This window comes from Providencia vermicola (assembly GCF_010748935.1).
In the GTDB taxonomy this organism is placed as follows: Bacteria; Pseudomonadota; Gammaproteobacteria; order Enterobacterales; family Enterobacteriaceae; genus Providencia; species Providencia zhejiangensis.
The window spans coordinates 1,413,032-1,434,811 of sequence record NZ_CP048796.1; the positions used below are offsets into that span (position 1 = coordinate 1,413,032).

The following is a 21,780-nucleotide window of genomic DNA, read 5'->3' on the forward strand; positions in this document are numbered from 1 at the left end:
TATCACATCACACAAGGCGGGGTAACCCGCCTTTTTAACGAAGAAATTATGGAAAAAAAACATCTGTATATTGCCGCTGGCATCATCCGTAATGATGACCACAAAATATTTATTACTGAGCGCCCAAGTGGCACTCATATGGCGGGTTTTTGGGAATTCCCTGGCGGAAAATTAGAACACGGGGAACAGCCTGAAGATGCGTTAATTCGCGAGTTAGAAGAGGAAGTAGGGATAATTGTCACTGAATGTGAGCTCTTTCACTGTGTTGAACATGAATTTGATGAACGCCGTGTGACTCTCTACTTTTATATGGTTTCTCGTTGGGAAAATGAGCCTTATGGGAAAGAGGGACAAAAAAGCCGTTGGGTCGATCAGAAAGATTTAGTGGCTAGTGAGTTCCCACCTGCGAATCGTATTATTATTGATATGCTAAAATAATTTTCCCTGAACTCACCGTCTGTTAAGAGGGGATTAATCATCATTTCTGTGCTGATAGAAGAGGGTGATTAAAATCAGGCTGTGAGTAAAAGTAAGGTAAGCTTTCGTTTATTAAGCGGTTTACGCTAAAGTGAAATGGCGCGAGTTATTCGCATAATGCCTTATATTCCCGTTAATTTATTAACAACAGGATATAAGGCATGTCATTAACAGCAATAGCTATCTTGCTTGTTGCTATTAATGTTCAGGTTGTTCACTCCAATTATCACTGTCAGAAATATCACCTTGGCTGGCAATTCGTTTTTCTTCAGCCGCCCACTCACCAAGATCGATAAGTTGGCATCGCTTACTGCAAAATGGCCTAAATGGGCTTTCTTCTCCCCAAATAACAATTTTCTGGCATGTTGGACAATTAACTTCAATTTTTTCCGTCATTTACTACTTCCCCCTTATTAACAGCAGGATAATTCAAAAGTCATCATTGCGGGTACAATACCATTTTCGCTGTCAATGTGAAGAAAACGAATTGCAAATCGTGTTTTATGGCCTGAAATTTGAGGGAAAATCAGCTTATCGCTTGATAGCCTCACCCTTAATAACTCTTTATCTTCGACACTATCTTGATAAAAGCCATTGTGACACTCTTTAATTTCAAAAGAGCCCGCTTGACGGATAAGGTTCAAGATTGTATCTAACGTATCTTTCAAAGGGGCTAGGCTTTTAAGCCAACCGCTAATAGCTTGCTCTTTCTGTTCTTGCGGCATATGTAACCACAATTGGAGTGTGGGGAGATCAAAACTACAACATCCACCGGGAATACTTAATCGTTGGCGAACCATACTAATGATTTTATCGTTCCTTAGCTGTTGACCAAATCTAGGTGCCGTTGTGATATTTGCGGCTTTAGTTGCAAGGTCGTTAAGTAGAGATGAAATAAGCTGATTGTCTGCATTCGGTGCATCGGACCAAGCAGATAAACGTCTACGTTGCTTTTCAAGCTCTTTGATCATATCAGATCGCACTTCGCCCCTATCAAGAATTTCTATTAATTCTGATACGGAACGGAAAAAAGCAATACCGGATGTATAGGAGGTAATGTGGCTAAGTTCATAAACTTGATTTAGCAGTGTTTCGAGCCTTAGCCATGAGCGAATTTTTTCATTCAATGGATACTCGTAAGTGACGAAGTTTACAGTGTTTGATTCACTCATATTGATTTCCTATTTGTTCTGTTGTGCTAGCGTCATATACTTTTCGTGGAGTGCAGCGACCTTTTCAGCAATATCAGATTCACCATCATGATTTGTAATAATGTCATCACTTTGTAACAAGCGGTTTTCTCTGCTAGTTTGCGATTGCATAATATTAGCTACATGTTCTTGATTAACATTATCTCTTTGCATTGTGCGCTGAATTTGTTCTTCAGGGGTAACATCAATGACAAGAACCCGATCCGCTAGGTGTGATAGCTTGTTTTCAAATAATAAAGGAACAACCCAAATGACATAAGGGTTGGTAATTTGTTGTAATTGTCTTTGTGTCTCTTGCTGAATGAGGGGATGAAGTAGGGCATTTAGCCATTGTTTTTCAGATTCATTAGAAAAAATAATTTTCCTAAGATGCTGGCGATTGAGAGAACCATCCGATTGAATAATGTTTTCATCATAACGGTTTTTAATCGCTGCAAGAGCAGGCGAATTAGGTTCTACCACCTTTCTAGCAATAATATCGGCATCGACCAGTGGTACCCCTAGCTTAGCAAATTGATTAGCAACGGTTGTTTTTCCGCTACCAATTCCTCCTGTTAGTGCAACAATATAGGCCATAATCGTATTCATTGTTTTGAAAAATAATAGGTTACACGGATTTCTCCTGTTTGTCTTCACTCAGGAGATAATACGCACTGTAAGCTTACCGGACTTACCGTCAGTAGGTAGTTTTATAGCATAAATAGATAAAATGCTATCCTATAATTAACTATATCAAATGGTTGTTATAACATTTCCTAAATTAAATATAGGGAGGTACATTGCGACCATTATGCTCCCAACAAGTAAGGCCATTAATAGGAGCAATATGGGTTCTAAGTTTTTGAGTGATTTTTCCATGAGGGCGGTATGTTGAGTTGAAAAATGAGTAAATAAGTATTGTGAAAAGTGAGGTAGTTGGCCTGACTCTTCTGCCACCGCAATCAATTGATAGACTATTGCGGGGAAAAAAGAGTTATGTTTAACGGCATTAGACAATGATTCTCCTTTTAACACAGATTGATATACCAATAAGCTAGTTTTTTTATAGATTGGTGTATGGATCGTCTCTGCTGTGCATTTCAGACATTCTGTTAATGGCAGTCCCGCGCCTAGTGTAGAGGATAAGGTTAGAAAAAATATATTGAGATTATTTATTTCAATGAGTTTTTTTATCGGGGGAATATAAAACAGTAAACTCGCCATGAATATTGAAAAATAAGCATTAAACCGCCAAATAAGTGATAAGGAAATTAGGGTAATCGGCAGTAAATAAACTAAATACTGAGTGATTAAATTAGAAATGCTTATCATTAATTTAGTGATCGCTGGTAACTCATGTTGAAAACTATGATAAATAGTTTCAAATTGAGGTAGTACATAAATTAACATAATAAAAACTAACACAATTGACAATAACACGAGTATTAACGGATATCTCAGTGACTTTATAACCTTTTTTTGGGCTTCAGCATCGTGTTTTAGCATGGTAGCGATAATTTTAAAGGTTTTTTCATAATCTCCTGTTTTTTCGGCTACTTTTACTAAACTGATAATTGTTGGAGTGAATATGTTCGGGTGCTTCTCAAGATTATTGGAAAGATTATTCCCACGTTTTAAATCATAAATTGCTGATGCGATGATTTTTCTCCACAATGGATCTTTTATATTTTTTTGTAAAATATATAGGCTTTGCAATAAATTAATTCCAGAGGAGAGGAGCGTATTTAATTGATAAAAAAAATGGACGCGATAATGAATGTTGCTCTTATTCAGAATGAATAACGATCTAAAACGGATTTGAATAGGCGTGTGTTCAGACTCGAGTAACTCAATAAATGCAGATTTTTTATTTCTAGAGATAATGGTATCTTTAATAAGATTATTTTCATGAGATAACGCGATATAGGAATAAATAAACATTATAATTCCTCTCCATATCCGATGACTGAATATAGCTCTTGTAGCGTTGTTTCTCCGCTATCGATTAAATTTAAACCATCTTGAAAAAGCGTTTGAAAATGATTAGTATGATTTTTTTCATAATGAAAAATTTGGCTAAGCACATTTTGTTCCAGATATTCATAGATTGCTGTTCTTCCCATAAAACCCGCAAAACAGAGATCACATCCAGCCGATGACCATTCTTTAATTGAGATATTTTCACTTATTTGCACGACCTTTGGCTGTTTTACTTTACAGTTAGGGCATAATCGACGTACGAGTCTTTGTGCAATGACCATTTTTAAACACGAACTGAGTTGTGATTTACTCACCCCGAGTTGAGTCATTCTATCAATGGCACTTAACGTGCAGTTGGTATGCAAAGTCGATAATACTAGGTGCCCTGTTTGTGCAGCTCTGGTTGCAATCTGGGCTGTTTCCTCATCCCTAATTTCTCCGATCATAATAATATCTGGGTCTTGTCGAAGTAACGCGCGTAATATATGTGCAAAACTTAGCCCATATTTATCATTAACGTGTATTTGATTAATGCCTGACAATGGGATTTCAATCGGGTCTTCAATAGTCGATATATTACGTGAAGATTGATTGAGATATTCTAATGAACTGTAGAGTGTGACTGTTTTTCCACTACCGGTAGGCCCAGTCACGAGAATTAACCCCTGTGGCTGCAATAATTTTTTCTTTAAACTGACCAGTAACTGATTATTCATACCAATTTGTTCAATAGAATATTTTAGCTGAGTATTCTGTATTCGTAGAACCAACTTTTCTCCATATAGCGTTGGAATCGTTGATAAACGGATACTGTAGTTGTGTCCATCAAAATACCAATTCATTTGCCCATCTTGCGGTAATCGTTTTTCCGCAATATTTAATTTTGCTAGTATTTTTATGCGTGCAATAATTTCATTATTGATTTCTAATGGTGGGGATGGAATAAAATAGAGTTTACCATCAACGCGTAGGCGGATTTTCAGCCCCTGTTTTGTCGGTTCAATATGAATATCAGAAGCGCGTTTTCTTACTGCGGCTTTCAACATATTTTCAGCAAAATCAACGGCTGGAGAAGTGATAGCTAATTGTTCTTTTTCCTGGCTATGGTATACGGTTTCTGGTTCTTGAATCTCTGCATATTTTTTATTGAAGTAGTGGTCAATTTTTTCTTTTGGCCATATATCATAACATACAGGCACACCAGCAATAAAACGTAAAGTCGCAAGAACATTATCATGAGGTTTTTTAGGTACACCGATAGACAGTCGTTTATTATTATAATCTACAATAATAATATAATGTTTGTCACAGACACTTTTAAGCTCTTTGAATATAAAATCCTGTTCCCTGGTGGTCATCATAATTTATCCTATTTTTCAGAATACAAATGTATTTTCACATAACGTTTTTAATTTATTATCATTGCTGCTTTCACATATGACTTGCCATTGAAAGGGGGAGCTATCAGTCGGGACTGTTGGTGTTAATGTGACGGATAAACTGTCGAGATTTTTGTCTGCGGTGAAATTTATCACTCCGGATGCTACATCTATATTTTTTATATATTTTCCTTTTATATTGTTGGGGATATTTTCACTCCCTGCATTACAGGCTGCGAGTGTTCCTCTATTAAAGGCACAGATCTCTATATTATTCTTATAAGGTAAAATAGTTTGCAATACATCGGTTATGGCGGCCTTTTGCATATAACCTTGATAACCGGGGATAGCAATAGCACTTAATATGGAAATTATTGCAATAACGACCATGATTTCAATTAAAGAAAATCCTTTTTGATTCATATAGCCTCCTTGTTGGGTGAGGGGATACTTTAAAATGGAAGGGATGATTATTTAATTCAATAAAATTCATTTTGCGAAAGGCTATGTAAATGAAAAATTGAAAATGACACATATTACATTTTCTTGGGAGGAGCCTCGCAAATACAGATTGAATGGAAAATAACATGTTTTATTTATTAGCGAGTATGATAGCTATAATATGTATAAAGAATAAATAGGATAAGTTGATTATAAAAATAATAGGAACCTTATTATATATTTCTATTATTTATTGCGATTAAACGAGATTAGCAAGATATGTGATAGATCCAATTTGAAAAACGCTATGGTGCGATTAAAACAGTGGATAAATAAAAGCGGCAAAAGATGCCGCGAGATGTTAATTCATAATAGTGTTTATTAACAGTGTGTGGCTAACTGTGTTTTAAATCGTTGCCAATCAAAATAAGGTCCAGGATCTGTCTTTCGATTGGGGGCGATATCGCTATGCCCCGTGATGTGGTTCCTGATTTCAGGGTATAGCGTGATAAGAGAACACGTGAGTTTGGTTAATGAATCGTACTGTGCAGTAGTAAAAGGTTCAAAATCAGTACCTTCTAGTTCAATACCAATAGAAAAATCATTACACTTTTCTTTACCTTGATAACTCGATTGTCCTGCGTGCCACGCTCGTAGATGAAAAGGAACATATTGAATAATTTCGCCATCTCGGCGAATTAAACAATGAGCAGAAACACGAAGGTGTTTAATTTCGTCGAAAAAGGCATGCTCTGTTGGATTAAGTGTTCCAGTAAAAAGTTGGTTGATATAAGGCCCCCCAAACTGCCCTGGCGGGAGGCTAATGTTGTGGATCACCAAAAGAGAAGGGGACACATTTTCTGGTCGTTCATCATGATGTGGTGACGGGATATGGGTCACATTTTGCAACCAACCATTATGTATTTTCATATCCAGTGCCATAGTATTCCTTTCTATCTATTCTTCATTTGCAAACATCGCTGTGAGGAAGAAAGATTAGCATATACATAGAATAATTCGAGTTGTATGTTTGTATTCAATAACGTGTTTTTTTGTTAAAGCGAAGAAGATGCTAAAGTAATTTGGTTGATTAAGCGAGAGATAGGTTTATCACACATGCCATGTGCCTTGAAGTGACAGGATAGATGGCGAATAGCACAATACAGGTATTGGAGTTTATTGATGGCGACAAGGCGTTATGACGAAAATCAAAGACGTGAAGCACTGTTTGAAAAATTAAATACTGATATTCCTTTTATGGTCACTCATGCATTAAAAGAAGACCTTGGCCAAATTGTAGATGTTCGACAAGACATCACGGGGCAACTGTTACAGCCAGCAGCCCACGCAACTGCTCGTATTATCACGAGAGAAGATGGTGTGTTTTGTGGTCAAAAATGGTTAGAGGAAGTATTTAAGCAGCTTGGTGGGCAAATCGATATCACATGGCATGTTAATGATGGTGATAAAGTGGTTCCAAACCAGCTACTTTGTGAAATGTCAGGCCCTTCGCACGTCCTATTGACTGGTGAAAGAACGGCCTTAAATTTTATTCAAACGTTGTCTTCAGTTTCCACGGTCACCGCGCAATATGTGGCACAACTTGAAGGCACTAAAGCAAAACTCTTAGATACGCGTAAAACTATTCCAGGGCTAAGAAGCGCTTTAAAATATGCAGTGCTAATGGGAGGAGGATATAACCATAGACTTGGTTTATCAGATGCTTATTTAATTAAAGAAAACCATATTATTTCTGCTGGCTCAGTAGCTAAAGCTGTCACGTTGGCACGACAAGCTCATCCTGAAGTGCCAATTGAAGTTGAGGTTGAAAATTTAGATGAATTACTGCAAGCATTAAAAGTAGATGCAGATATCATCATGCTCGATAACTTTACCGTTAATATGATGAAAGAAGCCGTGGTGCTAACGGCTGGTAAAGCCGCCCTCGAAGTGTCAGGAGATGTAACATTAGACACGATCAAAGAGTTTGCAGAAACAGGCGTTGATTTCATTTCTGTCGGTGCGCTCACGAAACACATTAAAGCGATGGATCTATCGATGCGTTTTGCGGAAGAAAAATAAGTAAGCACTGATAGATGGAAGTAGATTTAACCTATTTATGAGTTTTAACCTTCTGTATATACAGCAAAACTCTCGTCCTTGATGGCTAGGTAAGAGAATGACCAAAGCGAGAAAGTGCCTTATTTTCTGGCTTTGGTGTCATTGAGTGAGCCTCGATTTCTATATCGTTATTTAATAGAGACGGTGCCGACTGATTGTTTTACTGGTGCACTGAAGTGACTTTCTAGGGAAGGAACATTGAGCATGACAAAATGCGTTGACGATGTTGATTTTATTTCTATTGTAATCAACCAATCAACCAATCAACCAATCAACCAATCAACCAATCAACCAATCAACCAATCAACCAATCAACCAACCGGTTAACCGACTGACCAAGTTATAAGCAGAGTACATATTTATTTCAGGGTGTTAAACGACATTTTGGCTTATCTATGTGGAGAGAGCTTAAAATAACGACACGGCTACGCTTTGGGCTGCATTCTTGTCTGAATACGATGTAATCGGGTTGCTTGTAGATTTTTGTATGGTTAAATTTTGCTATTTTAGTGAATCCATACAACTCTTATATTGAGTAAAACAACAAATAGTATGAATAGTTAGCGATATTCTTCACTCCAACTCATGTATGTTTCTTGCGCGTATCGCTTTGATTGAGAGCAGTAAGAGAATATTCATTTTTTATGAATTTAAATTCAAAATATCTGCAACTATATCGTTTCAGCTTCTTTGTTTAAGCATATAAATTCGATATAAATGTTAAATTGGCGTGTTTGTGATAGGCGAATTGGTTATCAAAACATGCTAAATTTTAAAAAAATCTGTTAAAATTTGCAGGATTTTATGATTTAGCGCAAGGTCTTTATGGACAGTTAGTGAATACTTTGTTACTTTATTAATCCATAATGAAATTGGTATTACCAATTAACACTGAGTGATACCTAATCAATAATTAATCACTAATGATCATGGCAGGTTATGGCTTACGGTAAAATTCGCCAACCAAAATTATCGGATGTCATCGAGCAGCGCCTCGAGCATCTTATTTTCGAAGGGACATTACGCCCCGGCGAAAAGCTGCCTCCTGAGCGTGAACTGGCAAAACAGTTCGACGTTTCTCGGCCATCAGTACGTGAAGCTATCCAAACCCTCGAAGCCAAAGGGCTATTATCACGCCGTCAAGGTGGTGGTACGTATGTTCAAAAACAAATGTGGCAAAGTTTTAGTGACCCACTAACCGAACTCCTTACCGGTAATCCTGAATCTCAATTCGATCTTCTTGAAACTCGTCATGCCCTTGAAGGTATAGCGGCTTATTATGCCGCATTACGCGGTACTGATGAGGATTTAGAACGTATTCGACAAAGTTATGAATTGATCATAAAAGCTCAACAAAGTGGGGATATTGATGCGGAATCTAATGCGGTTTTGCAATATCAACTTATTGTCACAGAAGCAGCACATAATGTAGTCATACTGCACTTATTACGCTGTATGGTGCCGATGTTGGAACAGAATATTCGTCAGAACTTTGAGTTTTTATATACCCGTAAAGAAATGTATAAAGCAGTTAGTGAACATCGTGCTCAGATATTCTCCGCTATAATGGCAAGAGAACCTGAGAAGGCAAGAGAAGCTTCTCATCGTCATTTAGCATTTATTGAAGAGTTACTTTTGGATATTAGCCGTGAACAAACAAGACGTGAACGCTCTTTACGTCGGTTGCAACAACATCCTGAATTAAATTAGTAATGCAGATTACTGACTGCTGCGTCTGTATTACTGTGACTACTCTCTGTGAGAGTTCTAGCGGCAACAACAGCAGGGCCTATCTTCCCGCTATTTTCTGCAAAGTAGCGCGAAGATAGGCTCCACATAAACATTAAAAAATAGATAACAGATAAGGAATACACCATGTCAGATATGTTGAAAAATGACGTGGATCCGATTGAAACTCGCGACTGGCTACAGGCGATTGAATCGGTCATCCGTGAAGAAGGTGTTGATCGTGCTCAGTTCATTATCGAACAGGTATTGAGCGAAGCGCGTAAAGGCGGTGTAAACATTGCTGCTGGTGCATCTGGTAGTTCTGATTATATCAACACAATTGCTGTTGAAGACGAGCCTGCATACCCTGGTAACATGGATTTGGAGCGCCGTATTCGCTCCGCAATTCGTTGGAACGCAGTGATGACTGTACTGCGTGCTTCTAAGAAAGATTTGGAACTGGGTGGCCATATGGCATCATACCAGTCTTCAGCGACTTTATATGAAGTTTGCTTTAACCATTTCTTCCGCGCTCATAACAATAATGATGGCGGGGATTTGGTCTTCTTCCAAGGTCATATTTCTCCAGGAATTTACGCTCGTGCATTCTTAGAAGGGCGCTTAACTGAAGAGCAGATGAACAATTTCCGTCAAGAAATTGGTGGTAAAGGTCTATCTTCTTATCCTCACCCTAAACTGATGCCTGATTTCTGGCAATTCCCAACAGTGTCAATGGGTCTTGGTCCAATTAACGCAATCTATCAAGCTAAATTCTTGAAATATCTTGATAACCGCGGTTTGAAAGATACTTCTGCACAAAGAGTCTATGCATTCTTAGGTGATGGTGAGATGGATGAGCCAGAATCTAAAGGTGCAATCACTATCGCAACTCGCGATAAGCTAGATAACCTCGTATTCGTTATTAACTGTAACTTGCAGCGTTTAGATGGCCCTGTAACAGGTAACGGCAAAATTGTTAATGAGCTAGAAGGTATCTTTAGCGGTGCTGGCTGGCAAGTTATTAAGGTTATGTGGGGTGATCGTTGGGATGAGCTGCTACGTAAAGATACTAGCGGTAAACTTGTCCAATTGATGAACGAAACCCTTGATGGTGACTATCAGACCTTTAAATCACGTGATGGTGCATACGTTCGCGAGCACTTCTTTAATCGTTATCCAGAGACAGCTGCATTAGTTAAAGACATGACTGATGATGAGATTTGGGCTCTGAACCGTGGTGGTCATGATCCGAAGAAAGTCTATGCCGCATTTAAAAAAGCAGCAGAAACTAAAGGTAAACCAACTGTTATTTTAGCTCAAACCATTAAAGGTTATGGTATGGGTGAAACAGCAGAAGGTAAAAACATTGCTCACCAAGTGAAAAAAATGAACATGGATGGCGTTCGTCACTTCCGTGATCAGTTCAACGTGCCAGTGGCTGATGATCAACTCGAAAAACTGCCATATGTTACGTTTGAAAAAGATTCTGAAGAATACAAATATCTGCATGAGCGTCGTCAAGCATTAGGTGGTTATCTGCCAGCGCGTCGTACTCACTTTGATGAGAAATTAGAAATCCCTACATTGTCTGATTTCAGCCAATTGCTAGAAGAGCAATCAAAAGAAATTTCAACCACTATCGCATTTGTTCGTGCGTTAAACGTGATGTTGAAAAACAACTCTATCAAAGATCGTTTAGTTCCAATCATTGCTGACGAAGCACGGACTTTCGGTATGGAAGGTCTGTTCCGTCAAATTGGTATCTATAGCCCGAAAGGTCAGCAGTATACGCCTCAGGATCGTGAGCAAGTGGCTTACTATAAAGAAGACTCTAAAGGTCAGATCCTACAAGAAGGAATTAACGAACTGGGTGCAGGTGCATCATGGTTAGCGGCTGCAACATCCTACAGCACGAATAACCTGCCGATGATCCCATTCTACATCTACTACTCCATGTTTGGTTTCCAACGTATCGGCGACCTATTGTGGGCAGCAGGTGACCAACAAGCTCGTGGTTTCTTGATTGGTGGTACTTCAGGCCGTACAACTTTAAATGGTGAAGGCTTACAACACGAAGATGGTCATAGCCATATTCAATCACTGACTATCCCTAACTGTATCTCTTATGACCCTGCTTATGCCTATGAAGTTGCAGTCATTATGCAGGACGGTTTAGAGCGTATGTATGGTGAGAAACAAGAGAACGTGTACTATTACATCACGACTCTGAATGAAAACTATCATATGCCAGCGATGCCAGAAGGTGTTGAAGAAGGTATCCGCAAAGGTATCTATAAACTGGCTTCAATTGAAGGTAGTAAAGGTAAAGTTCAGCTGTTAGGTTCTGGTTCAATGATGCGCCATGTTCGCGAAGCGGCTAACGTGCTGTCGACTGAATACGGTATCGGTTCTGATATCTATAGCGTAACCTCGTTCACTGAGTTGGCGCGTGATGGTCAAGATTGTGAGCGTTGGAATATGCTGCACCCATCTGAAGCACCACGTGTACCTTATGTTGCTCAAGTGATGAATGATGCGCCAGCTGTTGCATCAACTGACTATATGAAACTGTTTGCAGAACAGATTCGTACTTTCATCCCAGCAAGCGATTATCGTGTATTGGGTACTGATGGTTTCGGTCGTTCTGACAGCCGTGAAAACCTACGTCACCACTTTGAAGTGGATACATCTTATGTAATCGTTGCGGCGCTAGGTGAATTGGCTAAACGTGGTGAGATTGATGTTAACGTCGTTGAAGAAGCGATTAAAAAATACAACATCAACCCAGAAAAAGTTAACCCACGTCTGGCATAAGAGGTAAGAATCAATGTCTATTGAAATCCAAGTGCCTGATATCGGTGCTGATGAAGTTGAAGTCACCGAAGTGATGGTCAAAGTTGGTGATAAAGTAGAAGCAGAGCAATCACTTATCACTGTTGAAGGTGATAAAGCTTCTATGGAAGTACCATCTCCACAAGCGGGTGTGGTTAAAGAAATTAAAATTGCAGTTGGTGACAAAGTTACCACCGGTAAATTAATTATGGTATTTGAATCAGCAGAAGGTGCCGTTCCAGCGGCTCCTGCTGAGGCTCCGGCTGCACCAGCGGCGGTGGCAGCTGCTGCTGAGTTAAAAGAAGTATCCGTACCTGATATTGGTGGTGATGAAGTTGAAGTCACTGAAATCATGGTTAAAGTTGGCGATACTGTTACAGAAGAACAGTCACTCATCACTGTTGAAGGCGATAAAGCGTCTATGGAAGTTCCTGCTCCATTTGCAGGTACGGTCAAAGAAATTAAGATCGCAACAGGTGATAAGGTGAAAACTGGGTCGCTAATTATGGTCTTTGAAGTCGCCGGTTCTGCACCAGCGGCAGCACCTGCACCAGCAGCGTCAGCATCTGCACCTGCTCCAGCAGCTTCTGCAATTAAAGATGTGAATGTACCAGATATCGGTGGTGATGAAGTTGAAGTCACTGAAATCATGGTTAAAGTTGGCGATACTGTTACAGAAGAACAGTCACTCATCACTGTTGAAGGCGATAAAGCGTCAATGGAAGTACCAGCGCCATTTGCAGGTACAGTCAAAGAAATTAAGATCGCAACAGGTGATAAGGTGAAAACTGGCTCGCTGATCATGACCTTTGAAGTGGCAGGTGCAGCACCAGCGGCAGCAGCCTCTGCGGCTCCAGCTCCGGCTCCTGCATCATCGGCTCCGGCACCTGCGGCAGCGCCAGCGAAAGCGGCTGATAGCAAGAATGAATTCGTTGAAAACGAGGCTTATGTTCATGCGACACCAGTTATTCGCCGTTTAGCTCGTGAGTTTGGGGTTAACCTTGCTAAGGTAAAAGGTACTGGTCGTAAAGGTCGTATTTTGCGTGAAGATGTGCAATCTTACGTTAAAGATGCGATCAAACGTGCTGAAGCGCCTGCCGCAGCGGGTGGTGGCCTGCCAGGTATGCTGCCATGGCCAAAAGTGGATTACAGCAAGTTTGGTGAAGTTGAAGAAGTTGAACTGGGCCGTATCCAAAAAATCTCCGGTGCTAACCTGAGCCGTAACTGGGTCATGATCCCTCACGTTACGCTGATGGAAGACGTTGATACTACTGATGTTGAAGAGTTCCGTAAGCAGCAGAACAAAGAAGCAGAGAAGAAACAGCTAGGTGTTAAAATTACCCCACTGGTGTTTATCATGAAAGCTGTGGCTCGTGCGCTTGAAGAAATGCCACGTTTCAATAGCTCTATTTCTGAAGATGGGCAACGCCTATTCATGAAGAAATATATCAACATTGGTATTGCGGTTGATACACCTAACGGTCTTGTTGTTCCTGTTATCAAAGATGTGAACAAAAAAGGCATCATGGAACTTTCTCGCGAACTGATGGAAGTTTCTAAGAAAGCACGTGCAGGTAAATTGACGGCTTCTGATATGCAGGGCGGATGCTTCACGATTTCTAGCCTTGGTGGTATCGGAACAACTGGTTTCGCACCAATTGTTAATGCGCCTGAAGTAGCTATTATGGGGCTATCTCGCTCTTCCATGAAACCAGTATGGAATGGCAGTGAGTTTGTACCTCGTTTAATGCTACCAATGTCACTTTCATTCGACCATCGTGTGATTGACGGTGCTGATGGTGCTCGCTTTATCACCTTAGTAGGTCAATTGATGAGCGATATTCGCCGACTGGTGATGTAATAAATAAGACCGGCTAATAGGCCGGTCTGTTTTATTTAGGCTGGGGCAGAATTTTTTACTGTTCATCCGAAACGTTGCGAGTCACGTCACGTAATGAGCCTTTTCAGGATGTTAACAATTCTGTAAACTGCTCGCGGTGTGTATTTTCCGGTGGAATAATTCGTTTTTTCGGCAGCCCGCTGGACAAAACAAAAAGAGGTCATGATGAGTACTGAAATTAAAGCCCAAGTAGTGGTACTTGGTGCAGGCCCTGCAGGGTATTCTGCGGCTTTCCGTTGCGCTGACTTAGGTTTAGATACTGTTTTAGTTGAACGTTATTCAACTCTGGGTGGAGTTTGTTTGAACGTTGGTTGTATCCCTTCTAAAGCACTATTGCATGTAGCTAAAGTGATTGAAGAGGCTAAAGCCCTCGCTGAACATGGTATTGTTTTTGGTGAGCCAAAAACGGATATTTCCAAAGTTCGCCTGTGGAAAGAAAAAGTTATTAATCAGCTGACAGGTGGTTTGGCTGGTATGGCAAAAGGCCGTAAAGTGAACGTTGTTAACGGTCTTGGTAAATTTACTGGTGCTAACACACTGGTTGTTGAAGGCGAAAACGGTAGCACAACGATCAACTTTGATAATGCGATCATAGCTGCGGGTTCACGTCCTATTCAGTTACCATTTATTCCTCATGAAGATCCACGTATTTGGGATTCAACGGATGCACTAGAACTGAAAGAAGTTCCAGAGCGTTTGTTAGTTATGGGTGGTGGTATCATCGGTCTGGAAATGGGGACTGTGTATCATGCTCTGGGTTCTCAAATTGATGTTGTTGAAATGTTTGACCAAGTCATCCCAGCGGCTGACAAAGATGTGGTTAAAGTATTCACCAAACAAATTAGTAAAAAATTCAACTTACTATTAGAAACAAAAGTGACGGCTGTTGAAGCAAGAGAAGACGGCATCTATGTTTCTATGGAAGGTAAAAAAGCACCTGCTGAACCACAACGTTATGACGCTGTGCTTGTTGCAATCGGCCGTGTACCAAATGGTAAAAACCTTGATGCAGGTAAAGCTGGCGTCGAAGTTGATGACCGTGGTTTCATCCATGTCGATAAGCAAATGCGCACGAATGTTCCTCATATTTTTGCTATCGGTGACATCGTTGGTCAACCAATGCTGGCACACAAAGGTGTTCATGAAGGGCACGTGGCAGCTGAAGTTATCTCTGGCTTGAAACACTATTTCGATCCAAAAGTTATCCCATCTATCGCTTACACTGAGCCAGAAGTTGCATGGGTAGGTCTAACAGAGAAAGAAGCGAAAGAGAAAAACATCAGCTATGAAGTCGCAACATTCCCTTGGGCTGCTTCAGGTCGTGCAATTGCTTCAGACTGTTCAGAAGGTATGACCAAACTGATTTTCGACAAACAATCTAACCGTGTTATCGGTGGTGCGGTTGTTGGTGTTAACGGTGGCGAACTGTTAGGTGAAATTGGCCTAGCAATTGAAATGGGTTGTGATGCAGAAGATATCGCATTAACTATCCATGCTCACCCAACACTGTATGAATCAATTGGTATGGCGGCAGAAATCTACGAAGGTAGCATTACTGACTTACCAAACGCTAAAGCGAAAAAGAAAAAATAATTTCTTAAGTCGCTTTGGTAAACAGCCTTTTTAATTCGCTGTTTATCAGTAAAGTAGATAGAAGCCAATGTGGAAGCACATTGGCTTTTTGCTTTTGTATATAGATAGTTATATTTTTGGGGTGATTATCATATTCATTTAAATAGTTTTCTTAAATAAAAAGCGTCTTTAAGAGTGAAAGATAAATCAATATTAATGATAATGCGTATTTGGCTCATGAAATATTACATTATTTGCGCTAATTACGCTTATACTTCAAGTCGCAGCGTTGTTGACTGCGCTCACTCACACTAGTCACATAGTTGCACCTCGAATTATTTAGAGTGTAGATTAATCCTCATAACGTATATCAATAAGCAAATGCCATGAAACTGATACCCGCTGCAATTTTAATTCATGTTCCTAATGTTTCCGTAGGTTTAGCTTGGTACCAGCAAGCTTTTTCGCAAGCGGTAGCCGAGTATCTCCCTGAGTTTGATTTTACGTTATTGCATATAGGGAATTTCACCATTGAAATTGTGCAAGCGGATGAAAAGGTCAGAGAAGGTAAGCGGGGAACCGTGCTTTATTGGCAAACTGCATCTTTAGATGCTGCAATGAAACATCTAATCACTTTAGGTGCGAAACTATACCGAGGACCAATGCGAATCGATGGTAACAACCGAATGTGTCAGCTTGAAGATCCGTTTGGTAATTTAATTGGTTTAAAAGGGCAATAAAATCAATTAAAACCGTTAAAAAAATTATAACCAATCGTAATGATTTTCCTTATCAATTAGAGAGATAAATAAAATTACGATAAAAGATATAATTTGTGATAACTAATGAAAAAGGACACAAAAGAGGGTGCGTTAACGGTATAAATGCATTATAAAAAGTGTGGCTATAGGCTCTACTGCCAGTTGTGCGCTTTTAATTAAGGTGTTGTCATGCTCGTCATCGGGGTTTGATGCGCCTTGCGACTGATTCACTGGTCGCCTAGCTGCACCTTGAATTAACTAGAGTTTATATCTGCTTTTTGTGACTGATTATAGAATCTTAAACTAAAAACAACCTGTAATAGATGATTAGGGCCTAAAGTAAGTAGAAGTATGTTGCTTTCTTGTGAATGAATTAACATTCTATTTAAACTCTGCTATGCTGAGTGCCCGAAGCTGGACATAATTTTACTGCCATTGAGATTATGCGAGCAAATTCCTCTGACCTGGCACCGGATGATGTTTTTTCAAGATGGTGCAGACAGCCGGGTATATAAATTACAATGAAGCGAGGAGAACGTCGTGCTAGAAGATTACCGTAAGCACGTAGCCGAGCGTGCCGCTCAAGGGATTGTCCCTAAGCCATTAGATGCTGCACAAGTAGCTGCACTAGTAGAACTACTGAAAAACCCACCTAAAGGTGAAGAAGATTTCCTGTTAGACCTGCTGACCAACCGTGTGCCCCCTGGTGTTGACGAAGCAGCTTATGTTAAAGCCGGCTTTTTAGCGGCTATCGCGAAAGGCGAAACCGCCTCACCTCTTATCTCCCCTGAAAAAGCGATTGAGCTGCTTGGTACAATGCAGGGCGGATACAATATTCATGCACTCATTGAAGCGTTAGACGATGCGAAGCTTGCGCCAATAGCCGCTAAAGCACTGTCACATACTCTGCTGATGTTTGATAACTTCTATGATGTTGAAGAAAAAGCGAAAGCCGGAAATGAATACGCCAAACAAGTTATAGAATCTTGGGCAAATGCAGAATGGTTCTTAGAGCGCCCAGAGCTCGCCGAAAAATTAACCGTGACCGTATTTAAGGTAACTGGTGAAACAAACACCGATGATCTTTCCCCTGCACCAGATGCTTGGTCACGCCCAGATATTCCATTGCATGCGCTAGCAATGTTGAAAAACCCACGTGATGGTATTGAACCTGATGATGCGGGTAATGTTGGTCCAATTAAACAAATCGAAGCTTTGAGCGAGAAAGGTTTTCCTTTAGCTTATGTGGGTGATGTTGTTGGTACGGGCTCCTCTCGTAAGTCAGCGACTAACTCAGTGCTATGGTTTATGGGTGACGACATTCCATTTGTACCAAACAAACGTGGTGGTGGCGTGGTACTTGGTGGCAAAATTGCCCCAATCTTCTTTAACACGATGGAAGATGCGGGTGCACTGCCGATCGAAGTCGATGTGTCTAAGCTGAATATGGGTGATGTCATTGATATCTATCCTTATAAAGGTGAAGTTCGTCACCATGAAACGGGTGAATTACTTGAAACATTTGCACTGAAAACGGATGTTTTAATTGATGAGGTTCGTGCTGGTGGCCGTATTCCTCTGATTATTGGTCGTGGTTTGACAGCCAAAGCCCGTGAATCTCTCGGCTTAGAACCGACCAAAGTATTCCGTCATGCTAAATCTGTTGCACAAAGTCATCGTGGCTTCTCTTTAGCGCAAAAAATGGTAGGTCGTGCTTGTGGTCGTCCTGGTATTCGCCCTGGTGAATACTGTGAACCGAAAATGACTTCTGTTGGCTCGCAAGATACTACGGGTCCAATGACTCGCGATGAGCTGAAAGATTTAGCATGTCTAGGCTTCTCCGCTGATTTGGTTATGCAGTCATTCTGTCATACTGCGGCTTATCCAAAACCTGTCGATGTGACAACTCACCATACGCTCCCTGATTTTATTATGAACCGTGGTGGTGTTTCCTTACGTCCGGGGGATGGTATCATCCACTCATGGCTAAACCGTATGCTGTTGCCTGATACAGTTGGTACAGGTGGTGACTCACATACACGTTTCCCAATTGGTATTTCTTTCCCTGCCGGTTCTGGCCTAGTGGCATTTGCTGCTGCAACGGGCGTCATGCCGCTTGATATGCCAGAGTCAGTATTGGTGCGTTTTAAAGGTGAGATGCAGCCGGGGATCACTTTGCGTGATCTGGTGCATGCGATCCCGCTATATGCAATCAAAGATGGTTTATTGACGGTTGAGAAAAAAGGTAAGAAAAACATTTTCTCGGGCCGTATTCTAGAAATTGAAGGTTTACCTGAGCTGAAAGTCGAGCAAGCTTTTGAACTAGCAGATGCCTCTGCTGAACGTTCTGCCGCGGGCTGTACGATTAAACTGGATAAAGCGCCAATCATTGAATATCTGCAATCAAATATTGTTCTATTGAAATGGATGATATCTGAAGGTTATGGCGATCGTCGTACGATTGAGCGTCGTATTAGAGGCATGGAAAGTTGGTTAGCTGATCCACAATTGTTAGAAGCTGATGCTGATGCTGAATATGCCGCGGTGATTGAAATTGATCTTAATGAAATTAAAGAACCAATTTTATGTGCGCCGAACGATCCTGATGATGCTCGCTTACTGTCTGATGTGCAAAATGAAAAAATCGATGAAGTCTTCATTGGTTCTTGCATGACTAACATTGGCCATTTCCGTGCAGCAGGTAAATTGCTCGATCAGCATAAAGGTCAGTTACCGACACGCCTATGGGTTGCTCCGCCAACTAAGATGGATGCAGCGCAATTAACTGAAGAAGGTTATTACAGTGTGTTTGGTAAGAGCGGGGCGCGTATCGAAGTTCCTGGCTGCTCGTTATGCATGGGGAACCAAGCGCGTGTTGCCGATGGTGCAACAGTTGTATCAACTTCAACACGTAATTTCCCTAACCGATTAGGTACAGGCGCTAATGTATTCTTAGCCTCTGCTGAATTAGCCGCTGTAGCGTCTCTATTAGGTCGCTTACCAACGCCTTCAGAGTACTTGCAGTTTATGGATAAAGTTGATGAGACTGCTGCTGATACTTATCGTTACTTAAACTTTGATCAGTTAGAACAGTACACCGAGAAGGCTGATGGCGTGATTTTCCAAACCGCCGTGTAGTTTTCATCTGGAAGAAAGTAAAAGCCTCGAATTTATTTCGGGGCTTTTTTTTACTCTAAAAATGATATTAATTACCTATTTTATGTACAGCAGTAATAGAGAAAGGATGAAGTTATCCTATTAGATAAGTTAATTTATAAATATAAAATTTATAGAATTCATCATTATTCGATTAAATAATAAAGAACATGAATTTAATAAATTGTTAGTGTTATTACAAATGCCGTCTTATTTTGAATGACTAAAATAGTCAATATAATAATGTTACTCTCACATCTGATAAATAAAGTAATGATATATGACCTTTCTATCTCATTGATAAATATAATTAAATATATTGAATTTAAATATATGTATGTTTTTATCGATAATTATACACTCCATTTGCGTATAATTTGTTAGTAAATATTAACAACTGTTAAATAAAAATAAATAAAGAGTTTAATATTATTTTTTTATTCATAATACGTCACTTTTAATTTTATAAACTAGATGGGATGGCGTGTGAAATTAAGAAAGTAGTATATTGTCCTGTTTTTCATGATGAAATTTTTTGTTACATTTGTTTTTGTATCTGTCTATCTAGGTTTTACGTCTATTAGGTGTAATATGAATTAGTGTATAAATTGCCTATAATGTTTGCATCTGTGAAGCAGTAGGGGAATTAATAAATTTGAAGGTGAGATAAATCTTATTCATTAAATTTTCATTGTTTATAAGCCATCTAAAAAAGAGTGATGTTTTATTTGTTATTAAAATTTAATGAGCGTCTGAATATAATCTTTATTGGATGAAAGTAATTTTTATTACTGATTATGTAGTCTTATTAATGGCTGATATTCATTATTAGCTAGGGTTTTGTTTTTATTTTTTTTATATTAAATTAAAGGTCAAAAAAATGTTTAAGAAAACTTTGTGTGCATTGTCGTTAATTTCTGTTTCATGTGCAGCTTTATCTGCTCCAGTTGCTAATTTAAAAGTAACAGGTTCAATAACACCACCGACATGTACTATTAATAATCAAAATGAAATTGATGTGGAATATAAATTTGATGTTGCACCACAGATGTTCCCTGCTACTGGTGCTTTAGTTTTACCTCCTGAATCTAAAAGAATTGAAATAGTCTGTGATGCAACAACCTATTTAAGTTTTGATGCTACAGATAATCGTAGTGATAGCGTTATGACGGTAGGAAATGGTAACTTTGGTTTAGGTAAATATGGTACTGATAATGATAAAAACATTGGTTTTTATACTATCGCTATGAAAAATGCAACGACCAAAGCAAATGCTGATGCAACAGAAAAGAAAGTAGGTGTGTTAGTTGGAACAATCTATAATGCAACTGAGCTTTCAGTAGTGAAAAATAGAAAAGCATCTTGGGGATTAGCCTCACAGGTACCTGCAGCTGCACAAATTTTTGCAGCTGACTTTGAAGTGAAACCAACATTAAGTGCAGAACTAAAGAACTATTCTGGTGATGTATCTTTAGATGGTCATACAACATTGTCATTTGGTTTTTCTATTTAATTTTACATAGATAAAGGTGGGCCTTGTGGGGCCTACCTTACTGAATAAGGTTACGGATAAAGATGAACAATTCAGTGAAATATGTAGCGTTATTACCATTATTTTTTTTAAGTGCAAGCTATGCTGATGTTGATGCAAATTTAAAAATTATGGGAACAGTAAAACCACCAACGTGTAGTATTAATAATGGAGATGAAAGTGATATTGAATATAAATTTACGGTATCTCCACAAATGTTTCCTACGATAGATAATTTAAATCTAGCACCAGAAACTAAACGTATTGAAATAATTTGTGATGCTACAACAGTTTTAAATTTTATGGCGACAGATAATCGTAGCGATAGTGTTTTAATTAAAGGTACTCGTAATTTATTTGGTTTAGGTAAGTATGGTACTGATAATAGCAAAAACATTGGTTATTATTCTATTAAGATGAAAAATGCGACAACGAAAGCAAATAGCGATGCTGAGGAAACTAAAGTCGGGATTGCATCTGGTTATAGTTTTAATGATTCGCAATTAGATGTCTATGTTGGAAAAAAAGTATTTTGGGCATCTAAATTTGCACAATTCGCTGCTGCGCAAATTTTTGCAGCTGATTTTGAAGTAATACCAGTATTAAATGGTGCTTTAAAGGATTTTTCTGGTGATGTGTCTTTAGATGGCCATGCCACTTTAGCGTTTAGTTTTTCTATTTAATCTAATGCTGAAGTTAATTATGTATTCTA

The 21,780-nt window shown here is 39.4% G+C and carries 18 protein-coding genes; 11 read left to right on the plus strand and 7 right to left on the minus strand.

Features of this window, described 5'->3' with window-relative positions:
- Positions 1–48: 48 nt before the first annotated feature.
- On the plus strand, positions 49–438 hold the full coding sequence (gene mutT / locus G3341_RS06040) for an 8-oxo-dGTP diphosphatase MutT (RefSeq protein ID WP_163860900.1): 390 nt from the start codon (positions 49–51) through the stop codon (positions 436–438).
- A gap of 237 nt (positions 439–675) precedes the next feature.
- On the opposite strand, the gene yacG is transcribed toward mutT, so the two are convergent.
- The 7 genes from yacG to ampD all read right to left on the minus strand — a co-directional run bounded on the left by yacG (position 676) and on the right by ampD (position 6,397).
- Positions 676–873 (minus strand): DNA gyrase inhibitor YacG, encoded by a 198-nt coding sequence (gene yacG / locus G3341_RS06045; RefSeq protein WP_154622668.1) that lies wholly within the window; start codon positions 871–873, stop codon positions 676–678.
- Positions 874–890: 17 nt separating this feature from the next.
- The gene (gene zapD, locus G3341_RS06050) at positions 891–1,649 is read right to left on the minus strand and encodes a cell division protein ZapD (RefSeq protein WP_154622667.1); all 759 of its coding nucleotides are present in this window, start codon (positions 1,647–1,649) and stop codon (positions 891–893) included.
- 9 nt (positions 1,650–1,658) lie between these two features.
- The gene (gene coaE, locus G3341_RS06055) at positions 1,659–2,264 is read right to left on the minus strand and encodes a dephospho-CoA kinase (RefSeq protein ID WP_154622666.1); all 606 of its coding nucleotides are present in this window, start codon (positions 2,262–2,264) and stop codon (positions 1,659–1,661) included.
- A 156-nt stretch (positions 2,265–2,420) separates the two neighbouring features.
- Positions 2,421–3,608: a type II secretion system F family protein gene (locus G3341_RS06060; protein ID WP_154635761.1), complete on the minus strand. Its 1,188-nt coding sequence runs from the start codon at positions 3,606–3,608 to the stop codon at positions 2,421–2,423.
- Positions 3,608–5,008 carry an ATPase, T2SS/T4P/T4SS family gene (locus G3341_RS06065; RefSeq protein WP_163860901.1) on the minus strand — a complete coding sequence of 467 codons (1,401 nt, stop codon included), beginning with the start codon at positions 5,006–5,008 and terminating at the stop codon, positions 3,608–3,610. The genes G3341_RS06060 and G3341_RS06065 overlap by 1 nt, the downstream gene beginning before the upstream one ends.
- Before the next feature lie 15 nt (positions 5,009–5,023).
- On the minus strand, positions 5,024–5,449 hold the full coding sequence (ppdD, locus tag G3341_RS06070; RefSeq protein ID WP_154635759.1) for a prepilin peptidase-dependent pilin: 426 nt from the start codon (positions 5,447–5,449) through the stop codon (positions 5,024–5,026).
- Positions 5,450–5,848: 399 nt separating this feature from the next.
- On the minus strand, positions 5,849–6,397 hold the full coding sequence (gene ampD / locus G3341_RS06075; RefSeq protein ID WP_163860902.1) for a 1,6-anhydro-N-acetylmuramyl-L-alanine amidase AmpD: 549 nt from the start codon (positions 6,395–6,397) through the stop codon (positions 5,849–5,851).
- A gap of 252 nt (positions 6,398–6,649) precedes the next feature.
- Here ampD and nadC point away from each other — a divergent pair, with 252 nt between their 5' ends.
- The 10 genes from nadC to G3341_RS06120 all read left to right on the plus strand — a co-directional run bounded on the left by nadC (position 6,650) and on the right by G3341_RS06120 (position 21,751).
- Positions 6,650–7,549 carry a carboxylating nicotinate-nucleotide diphosphorylase gene (gene nadC / locus G3341_RS06080; RefSeq protein WP_163860903.1) on the plus strand — a complete coding sequence of 300 codons (900 nt, stop codon included), beginning with the start codon at positions 6,650–6,652 and terminating at the stop codon, positions 7,547–7,549.
- Positions 7,550–7,792: 243 nt separating this feature from the next.
- Positions 7,793–7,915, plus strand: a complete 123-nt coding sequence (locus G3341_RS20850) for a hypothetical protein (RefSeq protein ID WP_255427773.1) — start codon at positions 7,793–7,795, stop codon at positions 7,913–7,915.
- Between the two features lie 612 nt (positions 7,916–8,527).
- Complete coding sequence (gene pdhR, locus G3341_RS06085; protein WP_154625096.1) at positions 8,528–9,298, plus strand: pyruvate dehydrogenase complex transcriptional repressor PdhR; 771 nt, start codon at positions 8,528–8,530, stop codon at positions 9,296–9,298.
- Between the two features lie 165 nt (positions 9,299–9,463).
- The gene (gene aceE, locus G3341_RS06090) at positions 9,464–12,130 is read left to right on the plus strand and encodes a pyruvate dehydrogenase (acetyl-transferring), homodimeric type (protein ID WP_154625095.1); all 2,667 of its coding nucleotides are present in this window, start codon (positions 9,464–9,466) and stop codon (positions 12,128–12,130) included.
- Positions 12,131–12,143: 13 nt separating this feature from the next.
- A complete protein-coding gene (aceF, locus tag G3341_RS06095) occupies positions 12,144–14,009 on the plus strand; it encodes a pyruvate dehydrogenase complex dihydrolipoyllysine-residue acetyltransferase (RefSeq protein ID WP_163860904.1) in 1,866 nt (621 codons plus the stop codon).
- Between the two features lie 204 nt (positions 14,010–14,213).
- Entirely contained in the window at positions 14,214–15,641 is a 1,428-nt protein-coding gene (lpdA, locus tag G3341_RS06100; RefSeq protein WP_154625094.1) for a dihydrolipoyl dehydrogenase, read from the plus strand.
- 365 nt (positions 15,642–16,006) lie between these two features.
- A complete protein-coding gene (locus G3341_RS06105; RefSeq protein WP_154625093.1) occupies positions 16,007–16,360 on the plus strand; it encodes a VOC family protein in 354 nt (117 codons plus the stop codon).
- A gap of 561 nt (positions 16,361–16,921) precedes the next feature.
- Positions 16,922–19,519 (plus strand): bifunctional aconitate hydratase 2/2-methylisocitrate dehydratase, encoded by a 2,598-nt coding sequence (gene acnB, locus G3341_RS06110; protein WP_163860905.1) that lies wholly within the window; start codon positions 16,922–16,924, stop codon positions 19,517–19,519.
- 898 nt (positions 19,520–20,417) lie between these two features.
- Entirely contained in the window at positions 20,418–21,050 is a 633-nt protein-coding gene (locus tag G3341_RS06115) for a fimbrial protein (protein ID WP_163860906.1), read from the plus strand.
- A gap of 62 nt (positions 21,051–21,112) precedes the next feature.
- Positions 21,113–21,751: a fimbrial protein gene (locus tag G3341_RS06120; RefSeq protein WP_163860907.1), complete on the plus strand. Its 639-nt coding sequence runs from the start codon at positions 21,113–21,115 to the stop codon at positions 21,749–21,751.
- Positions 21,752–21,780 lie beyond the last annotated feature (29 nt).

Bases quoted from the DNA above. Each gene is read 5' to 3' on its own strand.
- yacG (WP_154622668.1), bottom strand. From the start codon at position 873: ATGACGGAAAAAATTGAAGTTAATTGTCCAACATGCCAGAAAATTGTT.
- ampD (WP_163860902.1), bottom strand. From the start codon at position 6,397: ATGAAAATACATAATGGTTGGTTGCAAAATGTGACCCATATCCCGTCA.
- G3341_RS06115 (WP_163860906.1), top strand. From the start codon at position 20,418: ATGTTTAAGAAAACTTTGTGTGCATTGTCGTTAATTTCTGTTTCATGT.
- nadC (WP_163860903.1), top strand. From the start codon at position 6,650: ATGGCGACAAGGCGTTATGACGAAAATCAAAGACGTGAAGCACTGTTT.
- G3341_RS06060 (WP_154635761.1), bottom strand. From the start codon at position 3,608: ATGTTTATTTATTCCTATATCGCGTTATCTCATGAAAATAATCTTATT.
- G3341_RS06105 (WP_154625093.1), top strand. From the start codon at position 16,007: ATGAAACTGATACCCGCTGCAATTTTAATTCATGTTCCTAATGTTTCC.
- G3341_RS20850 (WP_255427773.1), top strand. From the start codon at position 7,793: ATGACAAAATGCGTTGACGATGTTGATTTTATTTCTATTGTAATCAAC.
- aceE (WP_154625095.1), top strand. From the start codon at position 9,464: ATGTCAGATATGTTGAAAAATGACGTGGATCCGATTGAAACTCGCGAC.
- ppdD (WP_154635759.1), bottom strand. From the start codon at position 5,449: ATGAATCAAAAAGGATTTTCTTTAATTGAAATCATGGTCGTTATTGCA.
- zapD (WP_154622667.1), bottom strand. From the start codon at position 1,649: ATGAGTGAATCAAACACTGTAAACTTCGTCACTTACGAGTATCCATTG.
- lpdA (WP_154625094.1), top strand. From the start codon at position 14,214: ATGAGTACTGAAATTAAAGCCCAAGTAGTGGTACTTGGTGCAGGCCCT.
- G3341_RS06065 (WP_163860901.1), bottom strand. From the start codon at position 5,008: ATGATGACCACCAGGGAACAGGATTTTATATTCAAAGAGCTTAAAAGT.
- mutT (WP_163860900.1), top strand. From the start codon at position 49: ATGGAAAAAAAACATCTGTATATTGCCGCTGGCATCATCCGTAATGAT.
- pdhR (WP_154625096.1), top strand. From the start codon at position 8,528: ATGGCTTACGGTAAAATTCGCCAACCAAAATTATCGGATGTCATCGAG.
- G3341_RS06120 (WP_163860907.1), top strand. From the start codon at position 21,113: ATGAACAATTCAGTGAAATATGTAGCGTTATTACCATTATTTTTTTTA.
- coaE (WP_154622666.1), bottom strand. From the start codon at position 2,264: ATGGCCTATATTGTTGCACTAACAGGAGGAATTGGTAGCGGAAAAACA.
- aceF (WP_163860904.1), top strand. From the start codon at position 12,144: ATGTCTATTGAAATCCAAGTGCCTGATATCGGTGCTGATGAAGTTGAA.